Consider the following 22,827-nt stretch of genomic DNA (forward strand, 5'->3'; position numbering starts at 1 on the left):
GTTCGATATGAGGCGCGACGTGCTTTTTAATTTGTTGAAAAACTACTTTTGTTGTGCTAGCGGTAACTCATTTATATTTTCTAATTTCGGACAAATGGAAAGAGGCGGGTGCATTTATATCATGACAAATTATACTAGAACGACTTATTATACGGGCGTTACATCAGACTTATATGCTCGAATTATGGAGCATAAAGGTGACAAGTATCCAAATTCCTTCACTTCTAGATATAAATTAAAATATTGCGTTTATTTTGAAGCACTCTTCACTATTGAAGAAGCAATTGCAAGGGAGAAGCAAGTAAAAAAATACAGAAGAGAAAAGAAGGAAGCATTAATAAATAGTATTAATCCGAAATGGGAAGATCTGTGGGAAATAATTAAGGATTGGGAGGCAGGATAGATACTTTCTTGTAGCATCTCGTCATCTCGACGAGAGGTATTTTTTAGGATGCTTCGTCATCTCGACGACAGGTATCTTTAGGTTGTATCGTCATCTCGACGACAGGAGAGATCTATTAGGTGGTTGTATAGATATCTCCTCGCTGCGCTGCGTTCGATATGACGGAACTAGGGTTCGATATGAAGGAAGTAAGTGGTTGTATAGATATCTCCTCGCTGCGCTGCGTTCGATATGACGGAGCTAGGGTTCGATATGACGGAACTTGGGTTCGTGACGCTTATATCATCCTTTATTTACTGCTGCAAATCTCCCATAATTGCCTTAATTTTTTCGCCTAACTTAATTTCTGTTGCTTTAAATTCATCAGCTGATGCTAATGGTGTGTTTACACTGCAGTAGAACTTAATTTTAGGTTCCGTGCCACTTGGTCGTGCAGAGATAATACTTCCATCGGCCGTTATAAATTGCAAAACATCCGATTTAGGGAAGCCAAGTTCCTTACTTGTTCCGGCTTTAATATCTGTTTCTTTATTTAATTCGTAATCTTTTAATGTTACTACTGGAGAACCGCCTAAAGTAGCAGGCGGATTATTCCTAAACTTCTCCATCATGGCCTTAATTTCTTCGGCACCTGATTTTCCTTTTTTGGTGATGGAAACTAAATCTTCCTTATACATCCCATGTTCTACATACATGTTAATCATGGCTTCGTACAAACTGCTTCCTTTATCTTTGTAAAAAGCCGTCATCTCGGCAATAAATGCACAAGAAATTACCGCATCCTTATCACGTACCAAGTCGCCAACCAGGTAGCCATAACTTTCTTCGCCGCCGGCAATAAATGTTTTTTTGCCCTGTAAACCAGTCATTACTTGCCCGATCCACTTAAATCCAGTTAAGGTATTAAAGTATTCAACATTTTTAGCATCGCAAATGGTCTTAATTAAACTGGTAGTTACAATGGTAGACACTACATATTCATTTCCAGTTAATTTATTTTTCTCTTCCCAAGCTGTTAATAGATAATTAATCAATAAACTTCCAGTTTGGTTTCCGTTCAATAGAACAAATTCACCATCGGTATTTTTTACCGCTATGCCTACACGGTCGGCATCAGGATCGGTTGCCAAAACTAAATCTGCATCAATTTCTTCCGCTTTTTTAAGTGCTAGGGTTAGCGCTTCTTTTTCTTCAGGATTAGGATAAATAACCGTAGGGAAATTACCGTCGGGTTTGCTTTGTTCTTCAACCAGCGTAACGTTAGTGAAGCCAAATTTCTCTAGTGCTTTTGGTACCAGTGTTATTCCTGTTCCATGGATGGGGGAGTATACAATTTTCAAGTTTTTCTGACGAGCAATCGCATCTGGGGAAACTGATAATTCGGTTATTTTAGCTAAATAGAGATTATCTATATCGGTATCGATGATTTCTATATTTTGCTCAATGCGATTAAATTTTACTTCGTCGATACTTTTTATCGCCGCAACTTCATCCATCACCATTTTATCATCAGGCGAAGTAAATTGTCCGCCATCTTCGCCATAGGCCTTATAGCCATTGTATTCTTTTGGATTATGCGAAGCGGTTAACATCACTCCGCTTTTACAGCCAAGGGTACGTACGGCAAAAGAAAGTTCGGGTGTTGGTCGTAATGCGGAGAAGAAATACACGTAGATCCCGTTTGCCGAAAAAACATCGGCGGTTATTTTCGCAAAAACGTCAGAATTGTTTCGGCTATCGTGTGCAATGGCTACGCTAATTTTTTGGTTGGTATATTTTTTTAGCAGGTAATTGGCTAAACCTTGCGTAGCCGTACCAATCGTATATTTATTAATCCTATTCGAACCTGCGCCCATAATGCCACGTAAACCACCCGTACCAAACTCCAAACTTCTATAGAAACTGTCGGTTAGTTCAGTAAAAGCTTCTTGATCTAGTAAGTTTTGAATGGCCGATTTTGTTTCAGAATCGTAATTTCCTTCTAGCCATTGGTTAATGGTTGCGCTTGTAGTTTGGTCTAATTGCATACGTATTTGGTTGAGGTTTATGCTACAACAAAACAAATTTAAGATTGTTCAAAATGATATTTATTGTACAATTCAGAATTTTATTTCGCCACTTTAGCTAAAATTAGCGTGCTTTTTGTTATTTTCACGCCCCATTACAAGTATAAAGAAAAATAGTAATTGTTCAATGAAGATATTAAAATTTGGAGGCACTTCTGTAGGTAGTCCTGAGCGAATGAAAAAGTTACTGGATATTATTAATCCAGGCGAAGAGCAAATTGTAGTGTTATCAGCTGTGTCTGGTACAACCAATAGTTTAGTAGAAATTTCATCAAAGTTACTCAAGGAAGAAAAGCAAGATGCTCTAAATTTAATTCATGCTTTACAAGCTAAATACAATGATTTTGTGGTCGAATTATTGCCGGAGGGCGATTTTAGAGAACAAGGTGAAGAAGTGGTGGACTACCATTTTGGCTTTTTAGCCAGTTTGGTGAACGATCTTTTTACTGCGGTAGAAGATAAAGTGGTTTTGGCCCAGGGCGAATTGTTATCAACCACGTTATATCACATTTATTTAAAGTCTATCGGTGTACCTTCGGTGCTCTTGCCAGCTTTAGATTTTATGAAGATTGATGAAGATAACGAGCCAGATATTCCATTTACAACCGAAAATTTGATGCCGATTTTGGCGAAGCATAAAGGTACAAATTTGTTTATTACGCAGGGTTTTATCTGTAGAAACAGTTTTGGTGAGGTAGATAATTTACGCCGAGGTGGAAGCGATTATACCGCTTCTTTGCTTGGTGCGGCAATTTTAGCCGAGGAAGTTCAAATTTGGACGGATATTGATGGTATGCACAATAACGATCCAAGAATTGTAAAAGGTACCAAACCGATTTCTCATTTATCGTTTGATGAAGCTGCGGAGTTGGCTTATTTCGGAGCAAAAATTCTTCACCCTCAATCTGTTTTCCCGGCGCAGAAATATAAAATACCCGTTCGTTTGCTAAATACGATGGAGCCTAAGGCTGCAGGAACGGTAATCAGCACAGAAAGCGAAAAAGGGAAGATCAAGTCTATTGCTGCAAAGGATGGCATTACGGCAATTAAAATTCAGTCGAGCCGAATGTTATTGGCCTATGGTTTCTTGCGTCGTATTTTCGAAATCTTCGAACGTTATAAAACACCGATTGATATGATTACCACCTCGGAGGTGGCTGTTTCGTTAACTATTGATTTTACGGATAACCTGGATGAGATTGTAAAAGAACTTCATTCTTTCGGTACGGTAGAAATAGACACCAATCAGAGTATTGTTTGTGTGGTTGGCGATTTTGGTGCCGAAAAACATGGTTATGCAGCTAGAGTGTTAGATTCGATTAAGCATATCCCGGTTCGTATGATTTCTTATGGTGGAAGCGCTTATAACATTTCGATGTTGATCAGTACCGAACACAAGACCGAAGCGTTAAGAAGTCTCCACAATCGAATTTTTGAATAAAAATTATTTAAAATAGAAGATAAGAAAAACCAAGAGTAAGGTTAAGACGATAAAAAATCGAATTCTTCGCTCAAATTCTCTTCTTGTGATCGCATTTCGCCTATAATCTAAGTAATTGGTGATATAAATGAAGAGTAAAAAGACAATGATAAGTATAACTAGAAATTTCAAATTGTATGTTTTCCGATAAAGATATAGCACATTTCTCTAAATTAGAAACTCCTTTCTATTATTACGATTTAAATTTGCTCGAGCAAACTTTAAAAGTATGTAATGATGCGGCTAAGGCCTATCAATTTCATGTGCATTATGCCATGAAAGCGAATTTTAATGAAATGGTGCTTAGCAAAATTAGAATGATTGGTTTTGGTGCCGATTGTGTAAGTGGAAATGAGGTTAAAAAAGCCATAGAAGTTGGATTTTCAAAGGATAAAATAGTTTTTGCAGGTGTTGGCAAATCAGATAAAGAGATTATTGATGCTTTAGAAAGTGATATATTCTGTTTTAATGTAGAATCGCTACAAGAATTAGAGGTGATCAATGCGCTTGCAGAAGCAAGGCAAAAAGTGGCCAAGGTAGCCATAAGAATTAACCCAAATGTTGATGCACATACGCATGCGAACATTACTACCGGATTGGATGAAAATAAATTTGGTATCAATTCGTGGGATATGCCGGCCTGTGCTGAGCTGTTAACCATTTGCCCCAATTTAGAGTTTATCGGTATACACTTTCATATTGGCTCGCAAATTACCAATTTAGACGTGTACAAAAACCTATGTAACCGTGTTAACGAATTTTCTGCTTGGTTCGAAGATCATGGTTTTAGGGTTAAGGTTTTAAATGTTGGGGGTGGACTAGGAATAGATTACCATCACCCAAATGAACAAATTCCAGATTTTAGCACGTATTTTAAGGTGTTTTCCGACTTTTTAGACGTAAAACCTTATCAAGAAGTACATTTCGAACTGGGAAGGGCGTTAGTAGGGCAGAGCGCTTCTTTAATTAGTAAAGTGTTGTATGTTAAAAATGGAAAGAAAAAGAATTTTATTGTTTTAGATGCTGGTATGACCGAGTTAATGCGTCCGGCGTTATATCAAGCCTATCATTTGATAGAGAATATTACTTCTTCCAATTCCCAACTCCCAACCTCCAACTTAATAAAGTACGATGTTGTTGGTCCAATTTGTGAAAGTACCGATTGTTTTGGCAAAGAAATTTCGTTGCCTGAAAGTTTTAGAAACGATTTGATCGCTATTCGAAGCGCGGGTGCATATGGTGAAGTTATGGCTTCGCATTATAATTTAAGAGAAGGAGTAAGGAGTTATAGTAGCGAGGGATAGCTGCCAACGGGAGTATAGTGAACTCCAATGAGCTTCACGGTCGCTACGAGAGAACTATTTAACCATTTGTATAGTTATCTCCTCGCTGCGCTGCGTTCGATATGACGATTTTCTAGAAAATTAACTTAAGCGTTTTTCTTTGCAGACAGTAACAATACTGCGCCAACTACCAATACGATTCCTCCTGCATAAGGCGGCCAGTTAACCGATTTTTCTTTATCTGCGGAAACCTGTATAGGTCCAGCGTCAATGATTTTTTCTTTTTTAGTGTAGGTAAAGCCTGTCCATACTAAAAGTACGATGCCTAAAACGATTAATATTATTCCAATTGTTCTGCTCATGATAGTTTTTTTGTTAAGAACAACTAAAGGGTAATGAATGTTTTAGCTACTTAAAATGTGTAATAAAGTTAGCTTTCTTGAGTAATGAGAGTTATAGGTTATCTAATTCGTTTTCATTATTCTACTTCAAAGAAATCGGCTAATCCTCCTAAATAGTATTCATCAATTCCGCTTGTAAAATCATCATAATCTTCGTCTGGAATATTGGTTTGAACAAATTCTAAAGAAGTTCCTTTTTTATCAGCATGAAGCTTTATGGTAACGATAGAAGGTTCGTTATCATCGCCAAAATACCATTGTTGCACAATTTTCCTTGGTGCATCAAACTCAATGTTTTTACCTACAATATCGCCGTCCCAGAACGAAAATTCTGTTCCTTCTTCTTCAGTAAATTCAACCTCGGCACCGGTCCACAATTGTATGCTTTGCGCTTTGGTTAAGGCAAGATATACCTCTTCGGGAGGAGCAGGGAGTGCGTAGTATTTCTTAAAAGTCTTCATTATTTGAATGCGTTTAATCCAGTTACGTCCATACCAGTTATTAACAAGTGCACATCGTGTGTTCCTTCGTAGGTTACTACCGATTCTAAGTTCATCATGTGGCGCATAATTGGGTATTCCCCTGTAATTCCCATTCCACCAAGCATCTGACGAGCATTTCTAGCAATAACTAAAGCAATTTCAACACTATTTCGTTTCGCCATCGATATTTGTTCGGCAGTAGCTCTATTTTCGCTTTTTAACACCCCTAAGCGCCAAACCAATAATTGTCCTTTCGTAATTTCGGTAATCATCTCTGCTAGTTTCTTCTGTTGCAATTGAAAACCACCGATAGGTTTCCCGAACTGAATACGTTCTTTAGAATACCGTAGTGCCGTATCATAACAATCCATTGCTGCTCCTAAAGCACCCCAAGCAATGCCATAACGGGCTTGATTTAAGCAGCCAAGTGGACCTTTTAATCCTTTAATGTCTGGAAAAATATTTTCTTTCGGCACTTTCACATTGTCGAACACCAATTCGCCGGTTGCCGAGGCTCTTAGACTCCATTTTCCATGGGTTTCGGGTGTACTAAATCCTTCCATGCCGCGCTCTACTACCATGCCTCTAATTTTTCCTTCATCATCTTTTGCCCAAACCACTGCAATATCGGCAAATGGCGCATTAGAAATCCACATTTTTGCGCCATTTAATAGGTAATGATCACCTTTATCTTTAATATTGGTAACCATTCCGCCAGGATTAGAGCCGTGATCAGGTTCTGTTAAACCAAAGCAGCCCATCAATTCTCCCGTGGCCAATTTAGGAAGGTATTTTTTTCGTTGTTCTTCAGTTCCGTAAGCATAAATTGGGTACATCACCAATGAACCTTGTACCGAAGCTGTAGATCGAATGCCTGAATCGCCACGTTCTAATTCTTGCATTATGATGCCATAGGCGGTATAATCTAAGCCAGCACCACCATATTCTACAGGAATAGTCGGGCCGAAAGCGCCAATTTCTCCTAAACCTTTAAGTAAATGCTTCGGAAATTCTGCTTTTTGGGCACAATCTTCGATTATTGGACTTACCTCTTTTTTAACCCAATCTCTTGCCGATTGGCGGATGAGTTTATGTTCTTCAGATAATAATTCGTCTATAAGATAATAGTCTGGGGCTTCGTAAAGGTCTTTCTTGGCTGATTTACTCATATTTTACACTATATTTGGTTTATATGTTGCTCATCAAAGGTAATAATTTTAACCCCTATTTAAATTAAATGTTTACACAAACTGTCGCGCTTAAAGATGTTAGTTGTTACGCCTTTCATGGCTTTTATCCTGAAGAACAGTTAACAGGTAGTCATTTTTTAGTAAGTATTGAAGTAACTTTTTCTCCGGCTAACGAAACGGAGGATTTGCAAAAGACTGTTAATTATGAGGTGATTAATGCTGTTATTTTAGAAGAAATGAAGAATACCCAGAAATTATTGGAGACGGTAGTTAAAAATATGATGGATAAGATTTTAATTGCCTACCCGTTTTTGCTAACTGCAGAAGTGGGCATACGGAAATTGCATCCGCCGATGTTAGGAGAGGTTGGTAGTTCATTTGTGGGATTAAAGTATGCTAATTAGCTAATTCCCGAATTTACAAATTCGCTAATTATAGCTGCTCGAACGCAATCATTTTATTTCTTTCCTTATCGGGAATGTTAGCCGGTTTTTTTGTGCTGTAGTCGAAAGCTACGCAGATAGTTTTTCCTTTACTGCAGGTAATTTCTTTTCCATTAACGTTTTTCACGATAAGATATTCGAGATCGAAACTGGAGGTGCCAATTCTAGACGTACGCACGTACATGCTCACGTTGTCATTTAGTAAGATAGGGGCGATGTAATCGATAGAGGCTTGGCCAATTACAACTCCGGTTTTATGCCAGTCCCAGTTTATGGCGTGCTCCCAGTATTTAGTTCTTCCTATCTCCATGTATGTAAAATAGACGGCATTATTCACATGCCCCATCATATCTAAGTCGGCGAAACGCATTTCGATAGTTGTTTTATACTTAAAACTGTCGATGTGACTAATAATTACTGACTTATTGTCATTTGATTTTTCTTTTTTACGCCAAAATGTCTTAAAAAACATAGATTTTACGATTGGAATACGATTTGAATAGGAACAATTATACTTTAAAAAATTAATTAATAGGAGAAAATAAAGATGACTTTAGTAAAATTTAACAACAAAACCAGAAACACAGCACCTTACTTTAACAATGTTTTCGACTCTTTGTTTAGTGATGCATTAAATAAAAATTATGGGGTAAATAAAGTACCTAACGTGAATATTTACGAAGGCGAAACCGAATATAAAATCGAATTGGCAGCTCCAGGTTTAACGAAAGAAGATTTTAAAATCGATCTTAAAAAAGATAATCTTTCAGTTTGGGCAGAGAAAAAAACGGAGGAAGGCGCAGTTCAAAAAGACTATAGCCGCAAAGAATTCGAGTACAGTTCATTTGCAAGATCATTTGTATTGCCAGAAGGGGTAGATGCAGATAAAATTAGTGCAGAATATGTAAATGGGATATTAAACATCACCATTGGCAAAAAGGACGATGCGAAATTAACGCATAAAGAAATTGTAGTTTCATAGGCTACAAGTTTGAGTAAATAGGTTTGATTTTTCCCGAGAGGGATTTCCCGGATGGGAGAGAGTTTAAGGTTGATAGGGGCGCATCTAAAGATGCTGCCCTTATTTTTTGTCATGGTTATATTCAAATCCAAATCGTATGGCATCTTCAAGTATAGCGAGGTTAATGTCGCTTAACTTTTTAAATTTAATGCAATAGCCTGTTACGCTCGCTTTTCCAATTGAATCTCCATAGGCTTTTTTTAGATGTTCCTTATCATCAATACCTAGGATATAAATAGAGATTCCGCTTGAATTTGCGCTTAACCCAATTCGATAAAACACTTTGGTTTTTTTATCGGCATAATGTATGGTGTAAAAGCCATAACCTATGTTTGGATTTGAGACAATTTTGCCCGTATCGTCTTTACCATCTAAAAACCATAGTTTGCAGCTTGGTAAAATGTTAAGAATTAACTCGTGTAGGGTGTACAGATCAGTACGTTTTGGTTCGGCTATGCTTTTGATGTAATGTTCGATGTTTTCCTTAATGCTCATGTGAATCATTCCTTAAAGTGTTTAGTTATTCATTATTGGTTGGTAATAAAGTATAATTGCCCCACTTTTGAAGGTTTTCGTTTTTATTAACTTAAAGATAGTGCTGTTGTGTACGTTTTCAAATAGTTGTAATCCCTTTCCAGTAATCACAGGATGTACGCAAAGTTGGTACTCATCAATTAGGTTAAGTTTCATTAACTGGATAATTAAACTCCCACTGCCTATAAGAATGTCTTTTCCGGGTTCTTTTTTGAGCGACGATACGTGTTCTTCAAGGTTGTTGTTTGCCAGCGTTGCAGTTTTCCAATTTGTTATGGTTTGATCGGTGGGCTTTAGTGTATGCGAAAAAACAATTTTTGGGATTTTGTCCATCACAAATGCAAAGTCGTCCATAGATTTTTCGCCCGAAGGCTTTATAACTAAATCTTGCCAGAATTGCATCAGCTCATACGTTATCCTGCCATACAATATAACACCAGCGTTACTTAACAGTTCGGCATAATGTTGATGTATTTCTTCATCGGCCAATCCGGCTCTATGATCGAAATTTCCATCGATGGTCATGTTAATTGCGGCAATTATCTTTCTCATAGTTTGGATTTAATATAGTTTATTCTTTCGAAAAGCAAGGTAATACTTGTTCTTTAAAATAAGGTTCTTGGTTTACCCAAAACATATAGTTCACTTTCAAAAAATCTTTTGCAAATGCTTGCAGCATGGGAACAAGATTTTGTTGTGGTTTATTTTTTGAATCCTCTTTTTCATTACCTGTTTTGCCAAAGTAATTGCCATCCTGCACTGCAATTCCAATCGGAACGGTATAATTGGCTTCGTGCATTAAGGCTAGCGCATGGTTTAGTTGGCCTTTTCGTGTAACCATTAAATCTGGCCCGCCTAATCCAACGCCAATTTCTTCCCCATATTGATATAAGCTACGAAGATAACCTTTATCGTCCCACGGCAACCATTCTCCAGGCATAAAATTGGCGTAAATCAGGGTTGTTGTAGAGGGAAATACTTTTTTTAAGGCAAGCATATTTTCTTTTAATCCAGCTACATAGCCACGATCAGAAAAGCTCGGATCTATTTTTTTATTTACATCTATTGCAGTTTCTTGAAGATTTATGCCCGCTATTTTTCCATCAACTTCTTTTCCTAATGCCAGCAGCAGTAGCGCAAATCGTTCTCGTACATTTTTGTTCCAGCGTTTTGCAATCCATCCGCTAGGTTTGCCCGAATCATCTCGGCCCATTACCGCACCACCTCCATATTCATCAGTAAATAAATAATCTGGAATTGCTTTATAGTTTGGATTAAAGGTAACATCTTGCAGCTGAACAAATAGCTCTTTTCCATACTTTTTAAGATAAGCCATATCTTCCTTTAAAATTGAAAAGTCGTATTTCCCTTTTTGTGGTTCAAAATCTCTCCACGAATACATAATTTGAGCTCCTTTAAAGCGTGGATGTAAAAGAAAGGGATGATTAATGATCAGTTCTCTGTCTCTCGAGAAGTATACGAAGTGTTTTATATTGTCTTTTGCAATCGGACAAGGCGCGTTTACATATTTTTTATACGCATTTGCATAACGTTCGCTTTGATTTGGCTGTTGTGCGGCAGCCCCGATAGACAGCGCAGTAAATGAAAGAAATACGATTAGCTGTCTGCCTTTCATGTTAGGAATTTTAGGGCTGTTGACGTAAATGGCACTGCTGGATTATAGATGGGTACATGCTCACCGCCTGGTATTATCCATAACGTTGCATTCGGTATTGCGCGACTGATGGTTTCAGGGATTTCGACCGGAAAAAATTGATCGCATTCCCCATGCACAATTAAGGTACGGGCCGTAATTGTCGATAACCTTTGTTCAGTGAAATTCATATCATCGAAATTTTCGGCGAAGGCATTAAAGTTTGAAAGGAGTTGATGGATTTGTTCTTCACCACGTTTTGCGCATTCTCGATACATGTTTATCACCTCTTGAGGCATGGTATTAAAAGAAGCCCTGCGCATAATGGCCCTTGCCTGATCTGGGAAATGAGAAGTTGTGCTAATCAATACCATTTCTTTAATACGTTTCGGTTCACTTGTAGCCATGTGTAGTAAAACCATCCCTCCGGTGCTCATTCCCATGGCCGAGAATTCATCAATTTCCAATTTGTCGAGTAAGCCAAATACATCATTTGCCGCTTGGCCATGCGTAAATTTTCCCTCAGGATTGGTAGAATAGCCATGTCCTCGCAAATCTATACTAATAAGTTTGTAGTGTTCCGAAAGTTCAGAGATAAAAGGATGCCAGTTCTGCGAGCAACCACCAAAGCCATGCAAAAGCACGAGGGGTTTTCCACTTCCGTATTCCTCGTAATACATTTCTATGTTTCCAACTTGGATGGAATGACCTTTAGCATTAGTTTGTTTTGGGGCGTAGGTATTTGGCATTACATTTCCTATCTATCTACCGTATAATTTAGTTCAGTTACCCCCGAATTAAATTGTTTAGTGCTAAGTAATTTTAATTTTATTTTGTCTTTAATATCTGTAAACAATGGAATGCCCTCGCCAAGAATAATTGGATTAACAAATAGCCAATACCCATCGATTAGATTCAGTTTCATCAGTGAATGTGTAGCAGTGGGGCTACCAAAAACTAAAATGTCTTCGTTCCCGCCGTCAACTAATTGTTTTATTTGGTTTATAATGTCTGAAATGTCGTCGTTAATAATTTTTGTATTGCTTAAGTCTTCTTCATTCAATGTTTTTGAGAGCACAATTTTTTGCACTTTTGCATACCATTTTGAATGTTCGATGTCGTGATTGCTTGCCGTCGGACTATCGCCTGCCGTAGGCCAGTAATTCTCCATCATCTGATAGGTTACTCTTCCGTACAATGCTGTGTTGCCTTTACTTATCCGTTTGCCTACATGTTCAAAAATTTCCTCATCAACGGTAATCCAGTTCATTTCTCCATTTGGTCCTGCCACAAAACCGTCGAGCGATATGTGCATAAAAGATATTATTTTTTTCATCTGTATAAATTATTAATACTTGGCTTACTGATTTTCATTTGTATTAATGAGCTCGTAAACTCGGTTTGTTTTCAATAGTGATGAAGCTATCATGATTTATTTTTCACCTGTGTTTATTTTATTTGGTGTTCAAGAGCTCACCAGCTCGGGTCATTTCACTTTGTGATTTTGAAAATCATGATGGTCTCATGTGGTATGGTGTTTTTTAGTTTGTTTTTTCGACATTAAGTTGTTCGGCTAATCCGATGAGGAGCCCTTCTATTCCCCGAATATAGCAGAGGCGATACACGTCGCCAAACTGAACCACTTCTCCAACAAGTACAGCGCCGTGTTTTTCAAGTCGGGACAGCAATTCGTCGAGGTTGTCTACCCTAAACATGATTCGGAGGTAACCTAAGGAATTCACTGGGGCAGTTCTATGATCTGCTATCGTTTGAGGGGTTAAAAATCGAGAAAGTTCAAGTCGCGTATGGCCATCGGGTGTAACCATCATGGCAATTTCTACGGTTTGATTACCCAATCCGGTTACTTGGCCGGCCCATTCCCCTTCAACCATCATTCTGCCTTCGAGCCTAAGCCCTATTTCTTCAAAAAAGGAAATTGCGTTGTCGAGCGATTCGACAACGATGCCTACATTGTGCATTTCAATTAATTTACTTTTGTTCATGGGCTTACAGGGCTAGTTTGGGAAAGTGTTAATGTAAAAATACTAAAATTAGGGTTTTGTGTGTCTGTCTCTTTCGATTTTACAAAATTTACTTTCGTCAATAGTTTAGTGGAGTTCAGATTTTCGTTATGCGTAAAAGCTACAATTTTATGAACTTTCAACGTTTGAAAAGCATAATTTATCACGACTTCGATTGCTTCTTTCATTATTCCCTGGCCTTGAAATTTTGTCAAAAGTTCATATCCAATTTCACAACTATTTTTCTCGATTGAAAAGTTATAGAGGCAAATTGTTCCAACGAATTTTGTTGTGCTTGTTAAGCTAATTGCCCAATAGATGGCATTGTTATTTTTAACGTTCTCATCAATCATGTTGATGAAGTTTATGGCTTCATCAACTGTCTGGCTTGGTGCTCGCCCAAGATATTTGTTTACTTCAGCATCAGAACGTAGTGCAAATACATCCTGTTGGTCGTCAACTAACAATTGCCTGAGGGTTAACCTTTCAGTTTTTAAAGTAGGAAAAGGCGTGAAATTTCTGTTTACCATCTTTATTAGTTATGGAGGTCAAATTATTCGTCGTTTTTAAGTGTTAAAAGCTTATCTAGTTGGTTTAAAGTTGCGGTAAAGCCTTCTTTGAAGCCCATTTCGATCATTTTTTCCATACGTTCAAGCGATTCATTAAAAATAGTAATACTTACTTTAGTTATTCCATTTTCTTCACTGAAAGTGAGATTCCATTCTGAACCTGGAAGTTGGGCATTTTCATGTTCGTCTGCGAACGCATTTAAGAATTTGAAATTGGTTTTTGGGTTGATGGAAGAATATTTCTGAATAGCCCAATTCTCATGTCCTTCGGGGCTTACCATGGCATAAAATCGTCGTCCGCCTACTTCAAAATTCATTTCTTTAGTTTTCGAGGCATAAGGTTTGGGTGCCCACCATTGATCGAGAATTTCGGGTTTTGTGAAGGCGTCCCATACCAATGAAAGTTCTGCGTTAAATTCCCTGTTTATTAATGCTGTTTTTGTTGATTTGTTGAGTGTAAAGTCAAGTAGGTTGTTCATTTTTTTTGTTTTTTAAGGGTTAATAATACGTCGTCTAGTTGATTAAATCGGGTTTCCCAGATTTTTTTGAATTGTTCAATCCATTTATCCATTTCTTTCATCTTTTCAATTTCAAGAGAATAGTAGATTTCTCTACCTTGATGTTCTTGTTTTACCAGGTCGCATTCGGTTAAGATGCGGAGGTGTTTAGAAACCGCTTGTCGCGTGGTGTTGAAGTTTTCGGCAATGGCATTTGGTGTCATGGCCTGTACTGCAATTAAGACCATTATAGCCCGTCTTGTGGGGTCGGCAACTGCTTGAAAAATATCTCTGCGCATATTAGTTTATTTAAGTTCTGAAAGTATCAACTTTTTCTGTTTAAGCGTGTTGGTCATTGCCTTTTCTCTAACTTTAGGATCATTACTATTGATGAGATCAAAATATTCTACAGGTACCACTTGCCACGATAAACCATATTTATCTTTACACCAGCCACAAGATCCTTCTTCACCACCGTTTGCGGTTAGTGCGTTCCAATAATAATCTACCTCAGCCTGGTCTTTGCAATTAATAACAAAGGATACCGATTCGTTAAATTTGAAGTATGGACCTGCGGCAAGGATGTTAAACTCTATATTTCCTATTTCCATAACCGCTGTTTCGAATGTAGAAAGGCCACCTTGTTCTTTTGCTTGGGGTGGATTTTTGTATTGGCGAAATTCTTTCATTTTACCATTTTTGAAAATAGAGAGGTAATAATTTACTACAGCTTTGGCATCTTTATCTACCCAGAGGCAAGGCGTTATTTTTTGCGTAATCTTATCCGTTTTTTTTGTTAACGTTTGATGGGAGAGGGTGTCGTTATTTTTGCGGGTATTTTGCTGAGAATTCCCGCAACTCATAAGAAGTGCTATCACAATAGCGGTTAAAAATTTGAGGGTATACTTTTTCATTTTTTTATTTATTTAATGTTGATAATAAGTTGTCTAATTCTTTTAATGTCATTATGAAGCCTTCTTTAAAGCCCATTTGAATTATCATTTCCAGGTGAGCAAGTGTTTTATTTTTTATGATGATACTAACCTTTGTAATTCCATTTTGGTTACTAAAATTCAATTCCCATTCTGAAGTTGGCAATTCGGTATTGATATTTTCGTCTTTGTCGGTAAAAGAAGACAACCATCTTATTTGGGTTTTGGGATGTATTGAAGTGTATTTTTTCAATCCCCAATATTCTTGTCCTTCAGGCCATATCATGGCATAAAATCTTCGACCGCCTACTTCAAAGTTCATTACTTTGGTTTTTGAAATCAACGGCTTAGGGGCCCACCATTGGTCGAGGATTTCTTGTTTTGTGAAAGCATCCCATACCAATGAAAGTTCTGCATTAAATTCTCTAGTTATGAATACTGAATTGGTTGCTTTGTCTACTGTAAAGTCAAATTGTAAATTATTCATATTTATAGCTGTTTATTTATATATGCAACTAATCGATTGCAAATATACACGCAACTTTTCGGTTTCACAAATTTTTTGATAAATTTTTTTAAGTTTTCTAGAAATGTTTTATAAGGTGTTGCTGCTTTTCTTATCCATAGTTATAAATAAGAGATCGCCAAAGTCGTTTTGACAGTGTGTCTGTATTTGCTCGAATTCGTTGTTATCAAGGTCATTTTTAAGTTTTTTCAACCCTTGTTTACTTCGTTAAGGTTTGCTAATGATGAAAACGATGAGATTCCGTTTCGGATGCGTTCGTCGAAATAGCATTCGGGTTTATTTTTACCAACATATAAAAAACAGTCTTTGAGGTCGTCTTTGATAAAATACTTTTCAATGCCACTAATTTTTAGTTTTGCTTCGTCCGCTGCTTTTTTTATCCTATTGAGCGAGGGCATTTGAGCAATGGAAGCATTAAGCATTTTAGGAAAATAATGGTTGAGCTAATATAGGAACCCTTGTTATAAGCAGTCTATTCGCCTTTAATGAGTTCGTCTATTTCTTCTTTGAGCTTCGGAAGATGATTAGTCAATACAGACCAAATGTTTTCATCTGAAATATTATCGTAAGCGTGAATAACCTGATTTCTTAAGCCAACTATTGATTTCGCGTTTGTTATTTTTAAAAGGAATGCACTATCCCTTGTCAGAATCCTATTTATTGCCTCGCCAATAATTTCAAGTCTCTTTCTACCGCTCTCTTAAGCATAAGATTTTGGCGATATGCAAAGAAATCCTTAGGTTCTTCGAGAAAATATCCGTCAATTTCTTCTATAGCAATTTTTATATCATAAAGCCATTTTAAAATTCTCTCATCCATAAACAAGTTCCTTTGATCTGTTTATTGATCTGATAAGAATTGGATTTTTTAACGTTTGCTCTTCAACAAGGTCAATTTCTCGTCCAAATAAATTCTTTAGACTCTCTTTAAAATCGAAATAGTTGTCAAAGTATTCTTTTAATTCAATTGATTTGAATTTTACGAGAAAGTCTATGTCACTTTTAGCATTGAAGTTTGAATTAAGAGCAGAGCCAAAAAGATACATCTTGTCCACATTGTAGGTGTTACAAAGTTGATTTAGACTTTCGATATGGTTGTCAATTAATTTCATTATTCAAATTTAGCGAAAAATTATTTATGAATGTTTGGTGTTGCAATTTTAACGCAATAAAGGTTTGCGCCGTGGTGGATATGCGCCCAGAATGACCGCTAACGCCCCGGGGCTTGGCGACAGTTGGCGGTTACGATAAATTCATTAAAAGATTGGGAAGGTGAAAAAGATTTCCCGCCAATTTAGCCAAACCCTTGTTAGTGGCAGTGGCTATTTAATGGTAAGGGAAATTTTTCGTCCTAAACCGATTTCCAAAATTCTATAAAGTGTTGAAAGTTGGATGTCGCTATGCCCATTTTCAATTCTTGAAATGAAACTTTTCTTAGTTCCAGTTTTTGTAGCTAATTGCTCTTGGGTCATCTTGGCCAACCGTCTTTCCTCTTTTATCACTTCGCCAATTGCAAAAGCCTTCGCTTTAATTTCAAAATCAGTTCTTTTTTCTGAGCCGATTGGTCCATATTGAACATTCAAATGTTCTTCAAAAGTTGTTACATTTTTGTACTTTTTATCCTTGTTTTCCATTTCTTTTTTCATTTAAATAATCAGCCTTGATCCTAAGTGCCTTTTCAATTTCCTTCGTTGGTGTCTTTTGAGTCTTTTTCTGAAAACCATTGAAGAGAACAACAATTTTTCCTTCGTCAAAACAACAGAAAATTCTATAAATGTTACTTTTCAGTTCAATTCGAACTTCATAAAGTCCGTCAGTTCCCGACATGTGCTGAAAGAATTTTTTTGGCACCCGTTCAGTAACAGTTATCAGAAATAGAACCTGATCAATTTTCTCTTTGACCTTATCTGGCTGCTCTCTGAAAAAGTCAAGAAAGTAGTCCTTATAATATATCAATTTTCTGACTGGTTCCATTTTCAAAGTTAACTAATAATGGAACAAAACGCAAATGAAATTTGTAATAAGATATGTTATGACACCACGGTGGGTATGCGCCCTGCATCGCACCTAACGTTCCGGGGCTTGGCGCAAGTTGGCGGTTACGATAAATTTTTAAGGCGGTAGAAAGTTTGTAGATTATTCACCGCCAATTTCGCCAAACCCTTGTTGGTGGCAGTATGGGCTATAGTTCGATAGATATTTTAACCTTTCCACCAAGTCCCTTTTCTACAATGTCAAATAGGGTTTTTAAAGTCAGATTGCTTCCGTTGTTTTCAATCCTAGAAATATATTCACGTTTCCTGTCTACTAGTTCTCCAAGTTCGCTTTGGGTTAAGTGTTTATCTTCTCTTGCCTTGCGCAGCATCAGACCAATTTTAAAACTTGCAAAATCTCTGTCAAGTTCGTCTCGTCTTTCCGTTCCCTTTTTTCCGTAGACTGTATCTTTGACTTCTTTCCAGCTTTTAGTTTCCATTTTTCTTATTTTTTTGTTCGTAGTATTCTGCCATTAGGCGCAATCCCTTTTCAATTTCGTTTTTTGGTGTTTTCTGTGTCTTTTTCTGAAATCCGTTTAATAGGATAACCAATTTGTCATTATCGAAGAAACAGAACACTCTCCAAATATTGGAACCCAATTGGATCCGTGCTTCGTAAAGTCCATCAGTCCCAACAAGAAATCTAAGATAATTCGATGGCACACGTTCAAGAGTTTCGATAGCTTCGATAATTTTGAATATCTTATCCTGAACTTTTTTAGGCTGTTCAAGTAGGAATTTTTCAAAGTAATCCTTAAAAGCTATAACTTCTCTGACCTTCATGAACAAAGGTAACTTATAAGTTACTACTAAACAAATTTATTTTCAATGGAAGGTGGGAATGGAGTATGCGTTTTGCATTGCCACTAACGCCCCGAGGCTTTACGAAGTTGGCGGTTACGTTAAATTTACTAAAAACTGTGAGGGTTGAAGAGGATTTCCCGCCAATTTTGCAAAACCTTTGTTAGGCGTATTTAATATATGATTTCTTTATTCGCCCTCAAGCCATAAATGACCATCTTCTTTTACATATATTATATAGCGATTATCAATTAAATCAATATTATCGATCCAGTCTTTAATTCTATATCTTTTTGATTGGGGAACAGGCATTTTCAAACGACTAACAACATTATCTGTATCAATAATGCTCTTATAAAAATACATTTCTAATTGATATAAAGCCCCAAGGGCATCCAGAATATTTTTTTGGTTTGCTTTTTTGTAATTTTCAATTCCGTTATTTGTTAATGTTCTTTTATGTTTTAAGTCATTATAATCTTTCCACCAATCTGGTTTTTTGTTTTGTTTCCAATTGACAAAAGGCTTCAATTCTATATTTTTTGAAAAAACTATAATTTCATTTGAAAAATCTTGAAGATTGAGATTTATAATATCTTTGTATTTTCCAATATTTCCATCATTTACTGTAAAACTATACCATTGATTATATTCAATAAATTCTTTAAAAACAACATCAATTTCGCTACAGATTGAAAATAATATTTTCATATAGGTTATCGAAAAAGTATTAGTATTCTGTGGATCGACAGGAATTATTTTTTCAATAGAAGTAAAGTCTTCCTCAAGTGCTAAGAAATAATCCCAAAATTTTATTTTAAAATCTTCTTTATTGTTAATCATATCTTTAATATTGATTTTTATTTAAAACGCTATGGTATTTTAAAGATTTAAACTTTTCAGATAGTAATTTCCCATTTTTTTGAGCTACTGAAATAATACTTTTCGTATTAGCCTTCTCAACTATTTCCTTTATTTCAGGAGTTAATGATACTAAGTCTTTATAAAGGTCAAGATTTTGCTCTATCACTTTGAAAGATTCATTGCGTGTTCTTTCAGCGGTTTCATTACGAATTTTACTTATAACTTGTTGAAATTCAAAGTGTGTTTCATCTGTAGCTTTGAGTAGATAAGTGCATTCTGAAAAATCGGAATTTTTATTGTATAATTCACTTCCACTTACTCCTGAATTAACATGTAGTTTAATCGAATAGATTGTTGAGCCTAAACTATCATCGAAATTAGAGCCACTAGAATTGTCGTTCAAGTCATAAACCACATCTTTATAATATACATTTAATAGAAATAAGGCACATGTCACATCAATCAAATATTTTATGTTTCCGAAGTTGATGGAGTTACCTCTATCATGCTTCAAGTTTTGATATGCATTATTCCATGTATAAGTTAATCGTTGAGAGCCTGTTCTTTTTTCAGTTTTTAAGAAAGGCCTAACTTCTTTTTTTGTTACAAAGCAGTTATAAGAACTGATCAATACAATTTTATCTTCTAAATTCCATAATGAATTCAGATAATGTAGCGCATCTTCATCATAGCGTATGTTATTTATTTTTGTTCCTTCGTAAAGTTTATATAATTCTTTTGATAGTGATTCTATTTCTGTGGAAGACCTTAAAATTAAGTCAGTTATCTTAGAAGAATATACATTTAACTGAAAGTCGTCAATATGTATTGCAAACATTAGATTATTAAATTCACTCTCTATATTTTTATATACTGGCCAATATATATTGCTGTTCATTGTTATGATATATTAAATGTTATTGATAAATCTACACAACTTTATGGCATTTAAAAATTATCCGATTTTATCCGTTTATCCTCCGTCTAGCAAAAATCTAGATCGCATCTTTATGATGCGTGTTTCACTGGAGAAGTCCAGTTAATTTATATATTTACCATATCCAGGCGAGCAGTTGAAAGTACTGTAGTTTTTCCGTACTCCGGTGATACACGCGGCGACCTGGACTTTTATTTTTTTACAATGCGTGTATCAAAAAATCAAGAAGTATTGGGTTTAATCCCAAAAACCAAAAAAATCATTCAAGAACTCCAACCAAACAAAATCTGTAAATGTGGTGCTTGTGAGCCAAGAAAACCCAAACTTCCTGAAGGAGTGAGGCGGTTAAAAATTCAACCAAAACACATGCAGTACACCTGGGCTACGGCTGTTGTACCACAAATATTATTACAAGGTGAGTGGTTACGTAAAACATGTTTTGAATACAACAACAACGTAATTATTACCCAAGAGGAAGGAAAGCTAATTATTGAGTTGGAGAAAGAGAATTAGATTAATCTGTCGGGCGATTGCCCGACAGATTAATAAAACTTGAAAGGTTTTGCAACTTGAGGTGTATGCGCCCAGAGTTACGCCTAACGCCCCGGGGCTTGGCGCAAGTTGGTGGCTACATTAATTCCTATGCGATATAACAGGTTGTATTTGAATTTCCGTCAATTTCGCCAAACCACCTGTTAGGCGTATTAATAATTTTTATTTTTAATGTTCTCAGCTACCTTATCCAACGTTTTTAATTTTTTATCAAGTATTTCTTTCTCGGATTTTGATAAACTATCGAGATTTAAATCTAGAATTTTATTTACACGCAAATCCGATTCATTTTGAACGAAATCATCCATTTTTTCAACATTAATAAGAACATCATTAGAAATTATTTTTTCTAAAAATATTTGATAATACACTTCATTTATTTTGAGGCTTGAAAATTCTAGTCTGCGTTTTTTTTCTAGAGTTAAAAAAGGTAAAAATTGATCTATCTTTTTTTGTACTTCTAATAAAATTTCACGTTCTATTTTGGCAGCTTTTTTAATTAGCACTATTGATGTTTCATCTGATTGCATACGATATTCTATGGGTCATTGTATGATTTTATATTTTTGAATTTTCATTTCTAATCTTATAATAAATTCTGAGTGATTGTTGAAATTTGTTAATCTTCTTGAAATGTTGATGCCTCATTGAAATCTTTGTATTAAGATATTCAAAAAGATAATCAAGAAGCACTGCAGTAGTTATTAGACTTCCAAGAAGCAATATTCCATTAACACCTTTGACTTTAATGGTAATTAGATAAATACTTCCTGTTATACATACTCCGTAAGTAAAAATTATTCTTATAAATTCAAACTGAAATCTCTTATTATATTCTTTGAATTCTGTTTCAGAGATGTCAAAGTCTTTTGGTTCTGGATGAGGATAGTTCTTGCCAAATCTTTTTGTATATGGATAGTCTTTATGCGTTTTGACATAATTGTCTAGTTTCTCTATGTACGGGTATAATTTTTGGAGACCAGTAAACAAAATCCCACCTGTAAACAACCCAAGAATATAACCAAATGTTATTCCAATTTCACCAATATATTTTTCGGATAATAAAGCTACTCCGATCGTAACCCCAATGATCGCTAGCTTCAACCCGAGATATCCAATAATGGATACGATAAAGGATAATGTTGATAGTAGTAGATATTTAGTTTTTCTCATCGGACTTAAATATATCTTAAAGCTACAAAATATTAAAGTCTTAAAAAGTTTATCCGTTTATCTCCGATTAATAAATTTCTATTTCCTATCTTTATAATGCGAACGTCGCTGGGGCAATCCAGTTGACAAATTTTATTAACAATATCCAGGCGAGCAGTTGAAAGTACTGTGCTTTTCCGGTCTCCGGCGACGTTCGCAGCGACCTGGTATTTTAAAATTTTTCTATTATGCGAACGTCGAAAAATCCAAAAGTTACCCAAGAACTCCAACCAAACAAAATTTGTAAATGCGGTGCTTGTGAAACAAGAAAGCCTAAACTTCCAGATGGCCAACGTCGATTAAAAATCCAACCAAAGCACATGCAATCTACTTGGAGCGAGTCAATTGTTCCTCAAATATTATTGCAAGGGGAGTGGTTGCGAAAGACTGGTTTTGAATACAACGACCATGTAATTATTATCCAAAAGAAAGGGAAGCTAATTATTGAGTTGGAGAAAGAAAATTAAATGATTTTCTGACTATGGTTTCCCGTAAAATTTTGCAATCTAAAAAGAATATTTTTCGACCTTATTAATTTAGATAATAATATGGCAAATTTTAAAAAGAGCGATTTAAAGCTTAAGTATTCTTGGACTGCATCCGCAGAAAGCGACAACGCTAAAATTACTGGTTTTCCTGACAAGGTGCTTCTTGACAGACATGAAGGTTATGAAGTCCTTCCTTTTCTTAATAGATACATGACGGATAAGTCATGGACTAGTCAGTCAACTCTAAACAAACTAGAAGATGCACTACGGGACAAACTTCCAAGCTCAACCCGGAGTCATGCTAATGTTAAGAAGTGGTTAAATGAGAATTTTAGCCTATGATCTAAGATCAAGCAATAAGAGAATTTGTCGGGCAATTTGCCCGACATTTTTTTAAACTTGAAAGGTTTTGCGCAATGAGGGGTATGCGCCCAGGCTT

The 22,827-nt window shown here is 36.1% G+C and carries 35 protein-coding genes; 7 read left to right on the plus strand and 28 right to left on the minus strand.

Translation table 11 applies throughout. The features are described from left to right. Positions 1 to 94: 94 nt before the first annotated feature. A complete protein-coding gene (locus WG904_RS18480) occupies positions 95 to 403 on the plus strand; it encodes a GIY-YIG nuclease family protein (RefSeq protein ID WP_339580830.1) in 309 nt (102 codons plus the stop codon). Between the two features lie 293 nt (positions 404 to 696). Here WG904_RS18480 and WG904_RS18485 read toward each other — a convergent pair whose 3' ends face one another. Further along, positions 697 to 2,430 carry a phospho-sugar mutase gene (locus WG904_RS18485; RefSeq protein WP_339580831.1) on the minus strand — a complete coding sequence of 578 codons (1,734 nt, stop codon included), beginning with the start codon at positions 2,428 to 2,430 and terminating at the stop codon, positions 697 to 699. Positions 2,431 to 2,596: 166 nt separating this feature from the next. Between WG904_RS18485 and WG904_RS18490 the strand changes: the two genes are divergently transcribed. Next, complete coding sequence (locus tag WG904_RS18490; RefSeq protein ID WP_339580832.1) at positions 2,597 to 3,910, plus strand: aspartate kinase; 1,314 nt, start codon at positions 2,597 to 2,599, stop codon at positions 3,908 to 3,910. Between the two features lie 176 nt (positions 3,911 to 4,086). Then, positions 4,087 to 5,253 carry a diaminopimelate decarboxylase gene (gene lysA / locus WG904_RS18495; RefSeq protein WP_339580833.1) on the plus strand — a complete coding sequence of 389 codons (1,167 nt, stop codon included), beginning with the start codon at positions 4,087 to 4,089 and terminating at the stop codon, positions 5,251 to 5,253. Positions 5,254 to 5,378: 125 nt separating this feature from the next. On the opposite strand, the gene WG904_RS18500 is transcribed toward lysA, so the two are convergent. From WG904_RS18500 to WG904_RS18510, 3 genes are all read right to left on the minus strand, one after another. Continuing rightward, a complete protein-coding gene (locus tag WG904_RS18500; protein WP_339580834.1) occupies positions 5,379 to 5,594 on the minus strand; it encodes a hypothetical protein in 216 nt (71 codons plus the stop codon). A gap of 116 nt (positions 5,595 to 5,710) precedes the next feature. Beyond that, positions 5,711 to 6,094, minus strand: a complete 384-nt coding sequence (locus tag WG904_RS18505; RefSeq protein ID WP_339580835.1) for an SRPBCC domain-containing protein — start codon at positions 6,092 to 6,094, stop codon at positions 5,711 to 5,713. Next, complete coding sequence (locus WG904_RS18510; RefSeq protein ID WP_339580836.1) at positions 6,094 to 7,284, minus strand: acyl-CoA dehydrogenase family protein; 1,191 nt, start codon at positions 7,282 to 7,284, stop codon at positions 6,094 to 6,096. The genes WG904_RS18505 and WG904_RS18510 overlap by 1 nt, the downstream gene beginning before the upstream one ends. 68 nt (positions 7,285 to 7,352) lie before the next feature. Between WG904_RS18510 and WG904_RS18515 the strand changes: the two genes are divergently transcribed. Further along, entirely contained in the window at positions 7,353 to 7,709 is a 357-nt protein-coding gene (locus tag WG904_RS18515; RefSeq protein ID WP_339580837.1) for a dihydroneopterin aldolase, read from the plus strand. A gap of 28 nt (positions 7,710 to 7,737) precedes the next feature. On the opposite strand, the gene WG904_RS18520 is transcribed toward WG904_RS18515, so the two are convergent. Beyond that, complete coding sequence (locus WG904_RS18520) at positions 7,738 to 8,220, minus strand: acyl-CoA thioesterase (protein ID WP_339580838.1); 483 nt, start codon at positions 8,218 to 8,220, stop codon at positions 7,738 to 7,740. A gap of 75 nt (positions 8,221 to 8,295) precedes the next feature. On the opposite strand from WG904_RS18520, the gene WG904_RS18525 reads away from it, so the two are divergent. Next, the gene (locus tag WG904_RS18525) at positions 8,296 to 8,730 is read left to right on the plus strand and encodes an Hsp20/alpha crystallin family protein (RefSeq protein WP_339580839.1); all 435 of its coding nucleotides are present in this window, start codon (positions 8,296 to 8,298) and stop codon (positions 8,728 to 8,730) included. A gap of 99 nt (positions 8,731 to 8,829) precedes the next feature. Here the strand turns inward: WG904_RS18525 and WG904_RS18530 are convergent, their stop codons facing one another. From WG904_RS18530 to WG904_RS18625, 21 genes are all read right to left on the minus strand, one after another. Continuing rightward, positions 8,830 to 9,264 (minus strand): DUF1801 domain-containing protein, encoded by a 435-nt coding sequence (locus WG904_RS18530; protein WP_339580840.1) that lies wholly within the window; start codon positions 9,262 to 9,264, stop codon positions 8,830 to 8,832. 21 nt (positions 9,265 to 9,285) lie between these two features. Beyond that, positions 9,286 to 9,855, minus strand: a complete 570-nt coding sequence (locus WG904_RS18535) for a dihydrofolate reductase family protein (protein ID WP_339580841.1) — start codon at positions 9,853 to 9,855, stop codon at positions 9,286 to 9,288. A 19-nt stretch (positions 9,856 to 9,874) separates the two neighbouring features. Next, positions 9,875 to 10,939 (minus strand): hypothetical protein, encoded by a 1,065-nt coding sequence (locus WG904_RS18540; RefSeq protein WP_339580842.1) that lies wholly within the window; start codon positions 10,937 to 10,939, stop codon positions 9,875 to 9,877. After that, positions 10,936 to 11,706, minus strand: coding sequence for an alpha/beta fold hydrolase (locus WG904_RS18545; RefSeq protein ID WP_339580843.1), 771 nt, complete (start codon positions 11,704 to 11,706; stop codon positions 10,936 to 10,938). Before WG904_RS18545 ends, WG904_RS18540 begins: the two co-directional genes overlap by 4 nt. 8 nt (positions 11,707 to 11,714) lie before the next feature. Further along, on the minus strand, positions 11,715 to 12,293 hold the full coding sequence (locus WG904_RS18550) for a dihydrofolate reductase family protein (RefSeq protein WP_339580844.1): 579 nt from the start codon (positions 12,291 to 12,293) through the stop codon (positions 11,715 to 11,717). Positions 12,294 to 12,498: 205 nt separating this feature from the next. Further along, entirely contained in the window at positions 12,499 to 12,960 is a 462-nt protein-coding gene (locus WG904_RS18555) for a VOC family protein (RefSeq protein WP_339580845.1), read from the minus strand. After that, positions 12,957 to 13,508 carry a GNAT family N-acetyltransferase gene (locus tag WG904_RS18560; RefSeq protein ID WP_339580846.1) on the minus strand — a complete coding sequence of 184 codons (552 nt, stop codon included), beginning with the start codon at positions 13,506 to 13,508 and terminating at the stop codon, positions 12,957 to 12,959. The genes WG904_RS18555 and WG904_RS18560 overlap by 4 nt, the downstream gene beginning before the upstream one ends. Positions 13,509 to 13,531: 23 nt before the next feature. Continuing rightward, positions 13,532 to 14,026: an SRPBCC family protein gene (locus WG904_RS18565; RefSeq protein WP_339580847.1), complete on the minus strand. Its 495-nt coding sequence runs from the start codon at positions 14,024 to 14,026 to the stop codon at positions 13,532 to 13,534. Next, the gene (locus WG904_RS18570; RefSeq protein WP_339580848.1) at positions 14,023 to 14,343 is read right to left on the minus strand and encodes an ArsR/SmtB family transcription factor; all 321 of its coding nucleotides are present in this window, start codon (positions 14,341 to 14,343) and stop codon (positions 14,023 to 14,025) included. Before WG904_RS18570 ends, WG904_RS18565 begins: the two co-directional genes overlap by 4 nt. 6 nt (positions 14,344 to 14,349) lie before the next feature. Beyond that, entirely contained in the window at positions 14,350 to 14,958 is a 609-nt protein-coding gene (locus tag WG904_RS18575; RefSeq protein ID WP_339580849.1) for a VOC family protein, read from the minus strand. 4 nt (positions 14,959 to 14,962) lie between these two features. Beyond that, positions 14,963 to 15,463, minus strand: coding sequence for an SRPBCC family protein (locus tag WG904_RS18580; protein WP_339580850.1), 501 nt, complete (start codon positions 15,461 to 15,463; stop codon positions 14,963 to 14,965). A gap of 227 nt (positions 15,464 to 15,690) precedes the next feature. Beyond that, positions 15,691 to 15,924 carry a hypothetical protein gene (locus WG904_RS18585; RefSeq protein WP_339580851.1) on the minus strand — a complete coding sequence of 78 codons (234 nt, stop codon included), beginning with the start codon at positions 15,922 to 15,924 and terminating at the stop codon, positions 15,691 to 15,693. Positions 15,925 to 15,974: 50 nt separating this feature from the next. Beyond that, positions 15,975 to 16,178 carry a HepT-like ribonuclease domain-containing protein gene (locus WG904_RS19680; RefSeq protein ID WP_431844438.1) on the minus strand — a complete coding sequence of 68 codons (204 nt, stop codon included), beginning with the start codon at positions 16,176 to 16,178 and terminating at the stop codon, positions 15,975 to 15,977. Then, positions 16,160 to 16,321: a hypothetical protein gene (locus WG904_RS18590; RefSeq protein ID WP_339580852.1), complete on the minus strand. Its 162-nt coding sequence runs from the start codon at positions 16,319 to 16,321 to the stop codon at positions 16,160 to 16,162. Before WG904_RS18590 ends, WG904_RS19680 begins: the two co-directional genes overlap by 19 nt. Further along, positions 16,314 to 16,613, minus strand: a complete 300-nt coding sequence (locus WG904_RS18595) for a nucleotidyltransferase family protein (protein WP_339580853.1) — start codon at positions 16,611 to 16,613, stop codon at positions 16,314 to 16,316. The genes WG904_RS18590 and WG904_RS18595 overlap by 8 nt, the downstream gene beginning before the upstream one ends. A 210-nt stretch (positions 16,614 to 16,823) precedes the next feature. Further along, on the minus strand, positions 16,824 to 17,147 hold the full coding sequence (locus tag WG904_RS18600) for a helix-turn-helix domain-containing protein (protein ID WP_339580854.1): 324 nt from the start codon (positions 17,145 to 17,147) through the stop codon (positions 16,824 to 16,826). Beyond that, positions 17,119 to 17,475 (minus strand): type II toxin-antitoxin system RelE/ParE family toxin, encoded by a 357-nt coding sequence (locus WG904_RS18605; RefSeq protein ID WP_339580855.1) that lies wholly within the window; start codon positions 17,473 to 17,475, stop codon positions 17,119 to 17,121. The genes WG904_RS18600 and WG904_RS18605 overlap by 29 nt, the downstream gene beginning before the upstream one ends. A gap of 208 nt (positions 17,476 to 17,683) precedes the next feature. Then, a complete protein-coding gene (locus tag WG904_RS18610) occupies positions 17,684 to 17,974 on the minus strand; it encodes a helix-turn-helix domain-containing protein (protein ID WP_339580856.1) in 291 nt (96 codons plus the stop codon). Continuing rightward, entirely contained in the window at positions 17,964 to 18,317 is a 354-nt protein-coding gene (locus tag WG904_RS18615; RefSeq protein WP_339580857.1) for a type II toxin-antitoxin system RelE/ParE family toxin, read from the minus strand. Before WG904_RS18615 ends, WG904_RS18610 begins: the two co-directional genes overlap by 11 nt. Before the next feature lie 207 nt (positions 18,318 to 18,524). After that, entirely contained in the window at positions 18,525 to 19,178 is a 654-nt protein-coding gene (locus WG904_RS18620) for a hypothetical protein (RefSeq protein WP_339580858.1), read from the minus strand. A gap of 4 nt (positions 19,179 to 19,182) precedes the next feature. After that, the gene (locus tag WG904_RS18625) at positions 19,183 to 20,097 is read right to left on the minus strand and encodes a hypothetical protein (protein WP_339580859.1); all 915 of its coding nucleotides are present in this window, start codon (positions 20,095 to 20,097) and stop codon (positions 19,183 to 19,185) included. Between the two features lie 243 nt (positions 20,098 to 20,340). Here WG904_RS18625 and WG904_RS18630 point away from each other — a divergent pair, with 243 nt between their 5' ends. Next, entirely contained in the window at positions 20,341 to 20,649 is a 309-nt protein-coding gene (locus WG904_RS18630; RefSeq protein WP_339580860.1) for a SymE family type I addiction module toxin, read from the plus strand. Positions 20,650 to 20,840: 191 nt separating this feature from the next. Here the strand turns inward: WG904_RS18630 and WG904_RS18635 are convergent, their stop codons facing one another. After that, positions 20,841 to 21,218 carry a hypothetical protein gene (locus WG904_RS18635; protein WP_339580861.1) on the minus strand — a complete coding sequence of 126 codons (378 nt, stop codon included), beginning with the start codon at positions 21,216 to 21,218 and terminating at the stop codon, positions 20,841 to 20,843. 28 nt (positions 21,219 to 21,246) lie between these two features. Beyond that, positions 21,247 to 21,861, minus strand: a complete 615-nt coding sequence (locus WG904_RS18640) for a hypothetical protein (RefSeq protein WP_339580862.1) — start codon at positions 21,859 to 21,861, stop codon at positions 21,247 to 21,249. Between the two features lie 227 nt (positions 21,862 to 22,088). Here WG904_RS18640 and WG904_RS18645 point away from each other — a divergent pair, with 227 nt between their 5' ends. Further along, on the plus strand, positions 22,089 to 22,367 hold the full coding sequence (locus WG904_RS18645; RefSeq protein WP_339580863.1) for a SymE family type I addiction module toxin: 279 nt from the start codon (positions 22,089 to 22,091) through the stop codon (positions 22,365 to 22,367). The last annotated feature ends 460 nt before the right edge of the window (positions 22,368 to 22,827 follow it).

It is taken from the genome of Pedobacter anseongensis (assembly GCF_037482965.1).
Lineage (GTDB): Bacteria > Bacteroidota > Bacteroidia > Sphingobacteriales > Sphingobacteriaceae > Pedobacter > Pedobacter anseongensis.

Coding starts and splice junctions, on each gene's coding strand:
- WG904_RS18525 (WP_339580839.1), top strand. CDS start 8,296: ATGACTTTAGTAAAATTTAACAACAAAACCAGAAACACAGCACCTTAC.
- WG904_RS18560 (WP_339580846.1), bottom strand. CDS start 13,508: ATGGTAAACAGAAATTTCACGCCTTTTCCTACTTTAAAAACTGAAAGG.
- WG904_RS18595 (WP_339580853.1), bottom strand. CDS start 16,613: ATGAAATTAATTGACAACCATATCGAAAGTCTAAATCAACTTTGTAAC.
- WG904_RS18580 (WP_339580850.1), bottom strand. CDS start 15,463: ATGAATAATTTACAATTTGACTTTACAGTAGACAAAGCAACCAATTCA.
- WG904_RS18510 (WP_339580836.1), bottom strand. CDS start 7,284: ATGAGTAAATCAGCCAAGAAAGACCTTTACGAAGCCCCAGACTATTAT.
- WG904_RS18605 (WP_339580855.1), bottom strand. CDS start 17,475: ATGGAACCAGTCAGAAAATTGATATATTATAAGGACTACTTTCTTGAC.
- WG904_RS18535 (WP_339580841.1), bottom strand. CDS start 9,855: ATGAGAAAGATAATTGCCGCAATTAACATGACCATCGATGGAAATTTC.
- WG904_RS18600 (WP_339580854.1), bottom strand. CDS start 17,147: ATGAAAAAAGAAATGGAAAACAAGGATAAAAAGTACAAAAATGTAACA.
- WG904_RS18520 (WP_339580838.1), bottom strand. CDS start 8,220: ATGTTTTTTAAGACATTTTGGCGTAAAAAAGAAAAATCAAATGACAAT.
- WG904_RS18625 (WP_339580859.1), bottom strand. CDS start 20,097: ATGAACAGCAATATATATTGGCCAGTATATAAAAATATAGAGAGTGAA.
- WG904_RS18530 (WP_339580840.1), bottom strand. CDS start 9,264: ATGAGCATTAAGGAAAACATCGAACATTACATCAAAAGCATAGCCGAA.
- WG904_RS18575 (WP_339580849.1), bottom strand. CDS start 14,958: ATGAAAAAGTATACCCTCAAATTTTTAACCGCTATTGTGATAGCACTT.
- WG904_RS18505 (WP_339580835.1), bottom strand. CDS start 6,094: ATGAAGACTTTTAAGAAATACTACGCACTCCCTGCTCCTCCCGAAGAG.
- WG904_RS18480 (WP_339580830.1), top strand. CDS start 95: ATGGAAAGAGGCGGGTGCATTTATATCATGACAAATTATACTAGAACG.
- WG904_RS18640 (WP_339580862.1), bottom strand. CDS start 21,861: ATGAGAAAAACTAAATATCTACTACTATCAACATTATCCTTTATCGTA.
- WG904_RS18590 (WP_339580852.1), bottom strand. CDS start 16,321: ATGGATGAGAGAATTTTAAAATGGCTTTATGATATAAAAATTGCTATA.
- WG904_RS18570 (WP_339580848.1), bottom strand. CDS start 14,343: ATGCGCAGAGATATTTTTCAAGCAGTTGCCGACCCCACAAGACGGGCT.
- WG904_RS18620 (WP_339580858.1), bottom strand. CDS start 19,178: ATGATTAACAATAAAGAAGATTTTAAAATAAAATTTTGGGATTATTTC.
- WG904_RS18565 (WP_339580847.1), bottom strand. CDS start 14,026: ATGAACAACCTACTTGACTTTACACTCAACAAATCAACAAAAACAGCA.
- WG904_RS18515 (WP_339580837.1), top strand. CDS start 7,353: ATGTTTACACAAACTGTCGCGCTTAAAGATGTTAGTTGTTACGCCTTT.
- WG904_RS18545 (WP_339580843.1), bottom strand. CDS start 11,706: ATGCCAAATACCTACGCCCCAAAACAAACTAATGCTAAAGGTCATTCC.
- WG904_RS18500 (WP_339580834.1), bottom strand. CDS start 5,594: ATGAGCAGAACAATTGGAATAATATTAATCGTTTTAGGCATCGTACTT.
- WG904_RS18550 (WP_339580844.1), bottom strand. CDS start 12,293: ATGAAAAAAATAATATCTTTTATGCACATATCGCTCGACGGTTTTGTG.
- lysA (WP_339580833.1), top strand. CDS start 4,087: ATGTTTTCCGATAAAGATATAGCACATTTCTCTAAATTAGAAACTCCT.
- WG904_RS18645 (WP_339580863.1), top strand. CDS start 22,089: ATGCGAACGTCGAAAAATCCAAAAGTTACCCAAGAACTCCAACCAAAC.
- WG904_RS18485 (WP_339580831.1), bottom strand. CDS start 2,430: ATGCAATTAGACCAAACTACAAGCGCAACCATTAACCAATGGCTAGAA.
- WG904_RS18630 (WP_339580860.1), top strand. CDS start 20,341: ATGCGTGTATCAAAAAATCAAGAAGTATTGGGTTTAATCCCAAAAACC.
- WG904_RS18610 (WP_339580856.1), bottom strand. CDS start 17,974: ATGGAAACTAAAAGCTGGAAAGAAGTCAAAGATACAGTCTACGGAAAA.
- WG904_RS18635 (WP_339580861.1), bottom strand. CDS start 21,218: ATGCAATCAGATGAAACATCAATAGTGCTAATTAAAAAAGCTGCCAAA.
- WG904_RS18585 (WP_339580851.1), bottom strand. CDS start 15,924: ATGCTTAATGCTTCCATTGCTCAAATGCCCTCGCTCAATAGGATAAAA.
- WG904_RS18615 (WP_339580857.1), bottom strand. CDS start 18,317: ATGAAGGTCAGAGAAGTTATAGCTTTTAAGGATTACTTTGAAAAATTC.
- WG904_RS18540 (WP_339580842.1), bottom strand. CDS start 10,939: ATGAAAGGCAGACAGCTAATCGTATTTCTTTCATTTACTGCGCTGTCT.
- WG904_RS18490 (WP_339580832.1), top strand. CDS start 2,597: ATGAAGATATTAAAATTTGGAGGCACTTCTGTAGGTAGTCCTGAGCGA.
- WG904_RS18555 (WP_339580845.1), bottom strand. CDS start 12,960: ATGAACAAAAGTAAATTAATTGAAATGCACAATGTAGGCATCGTTGTC.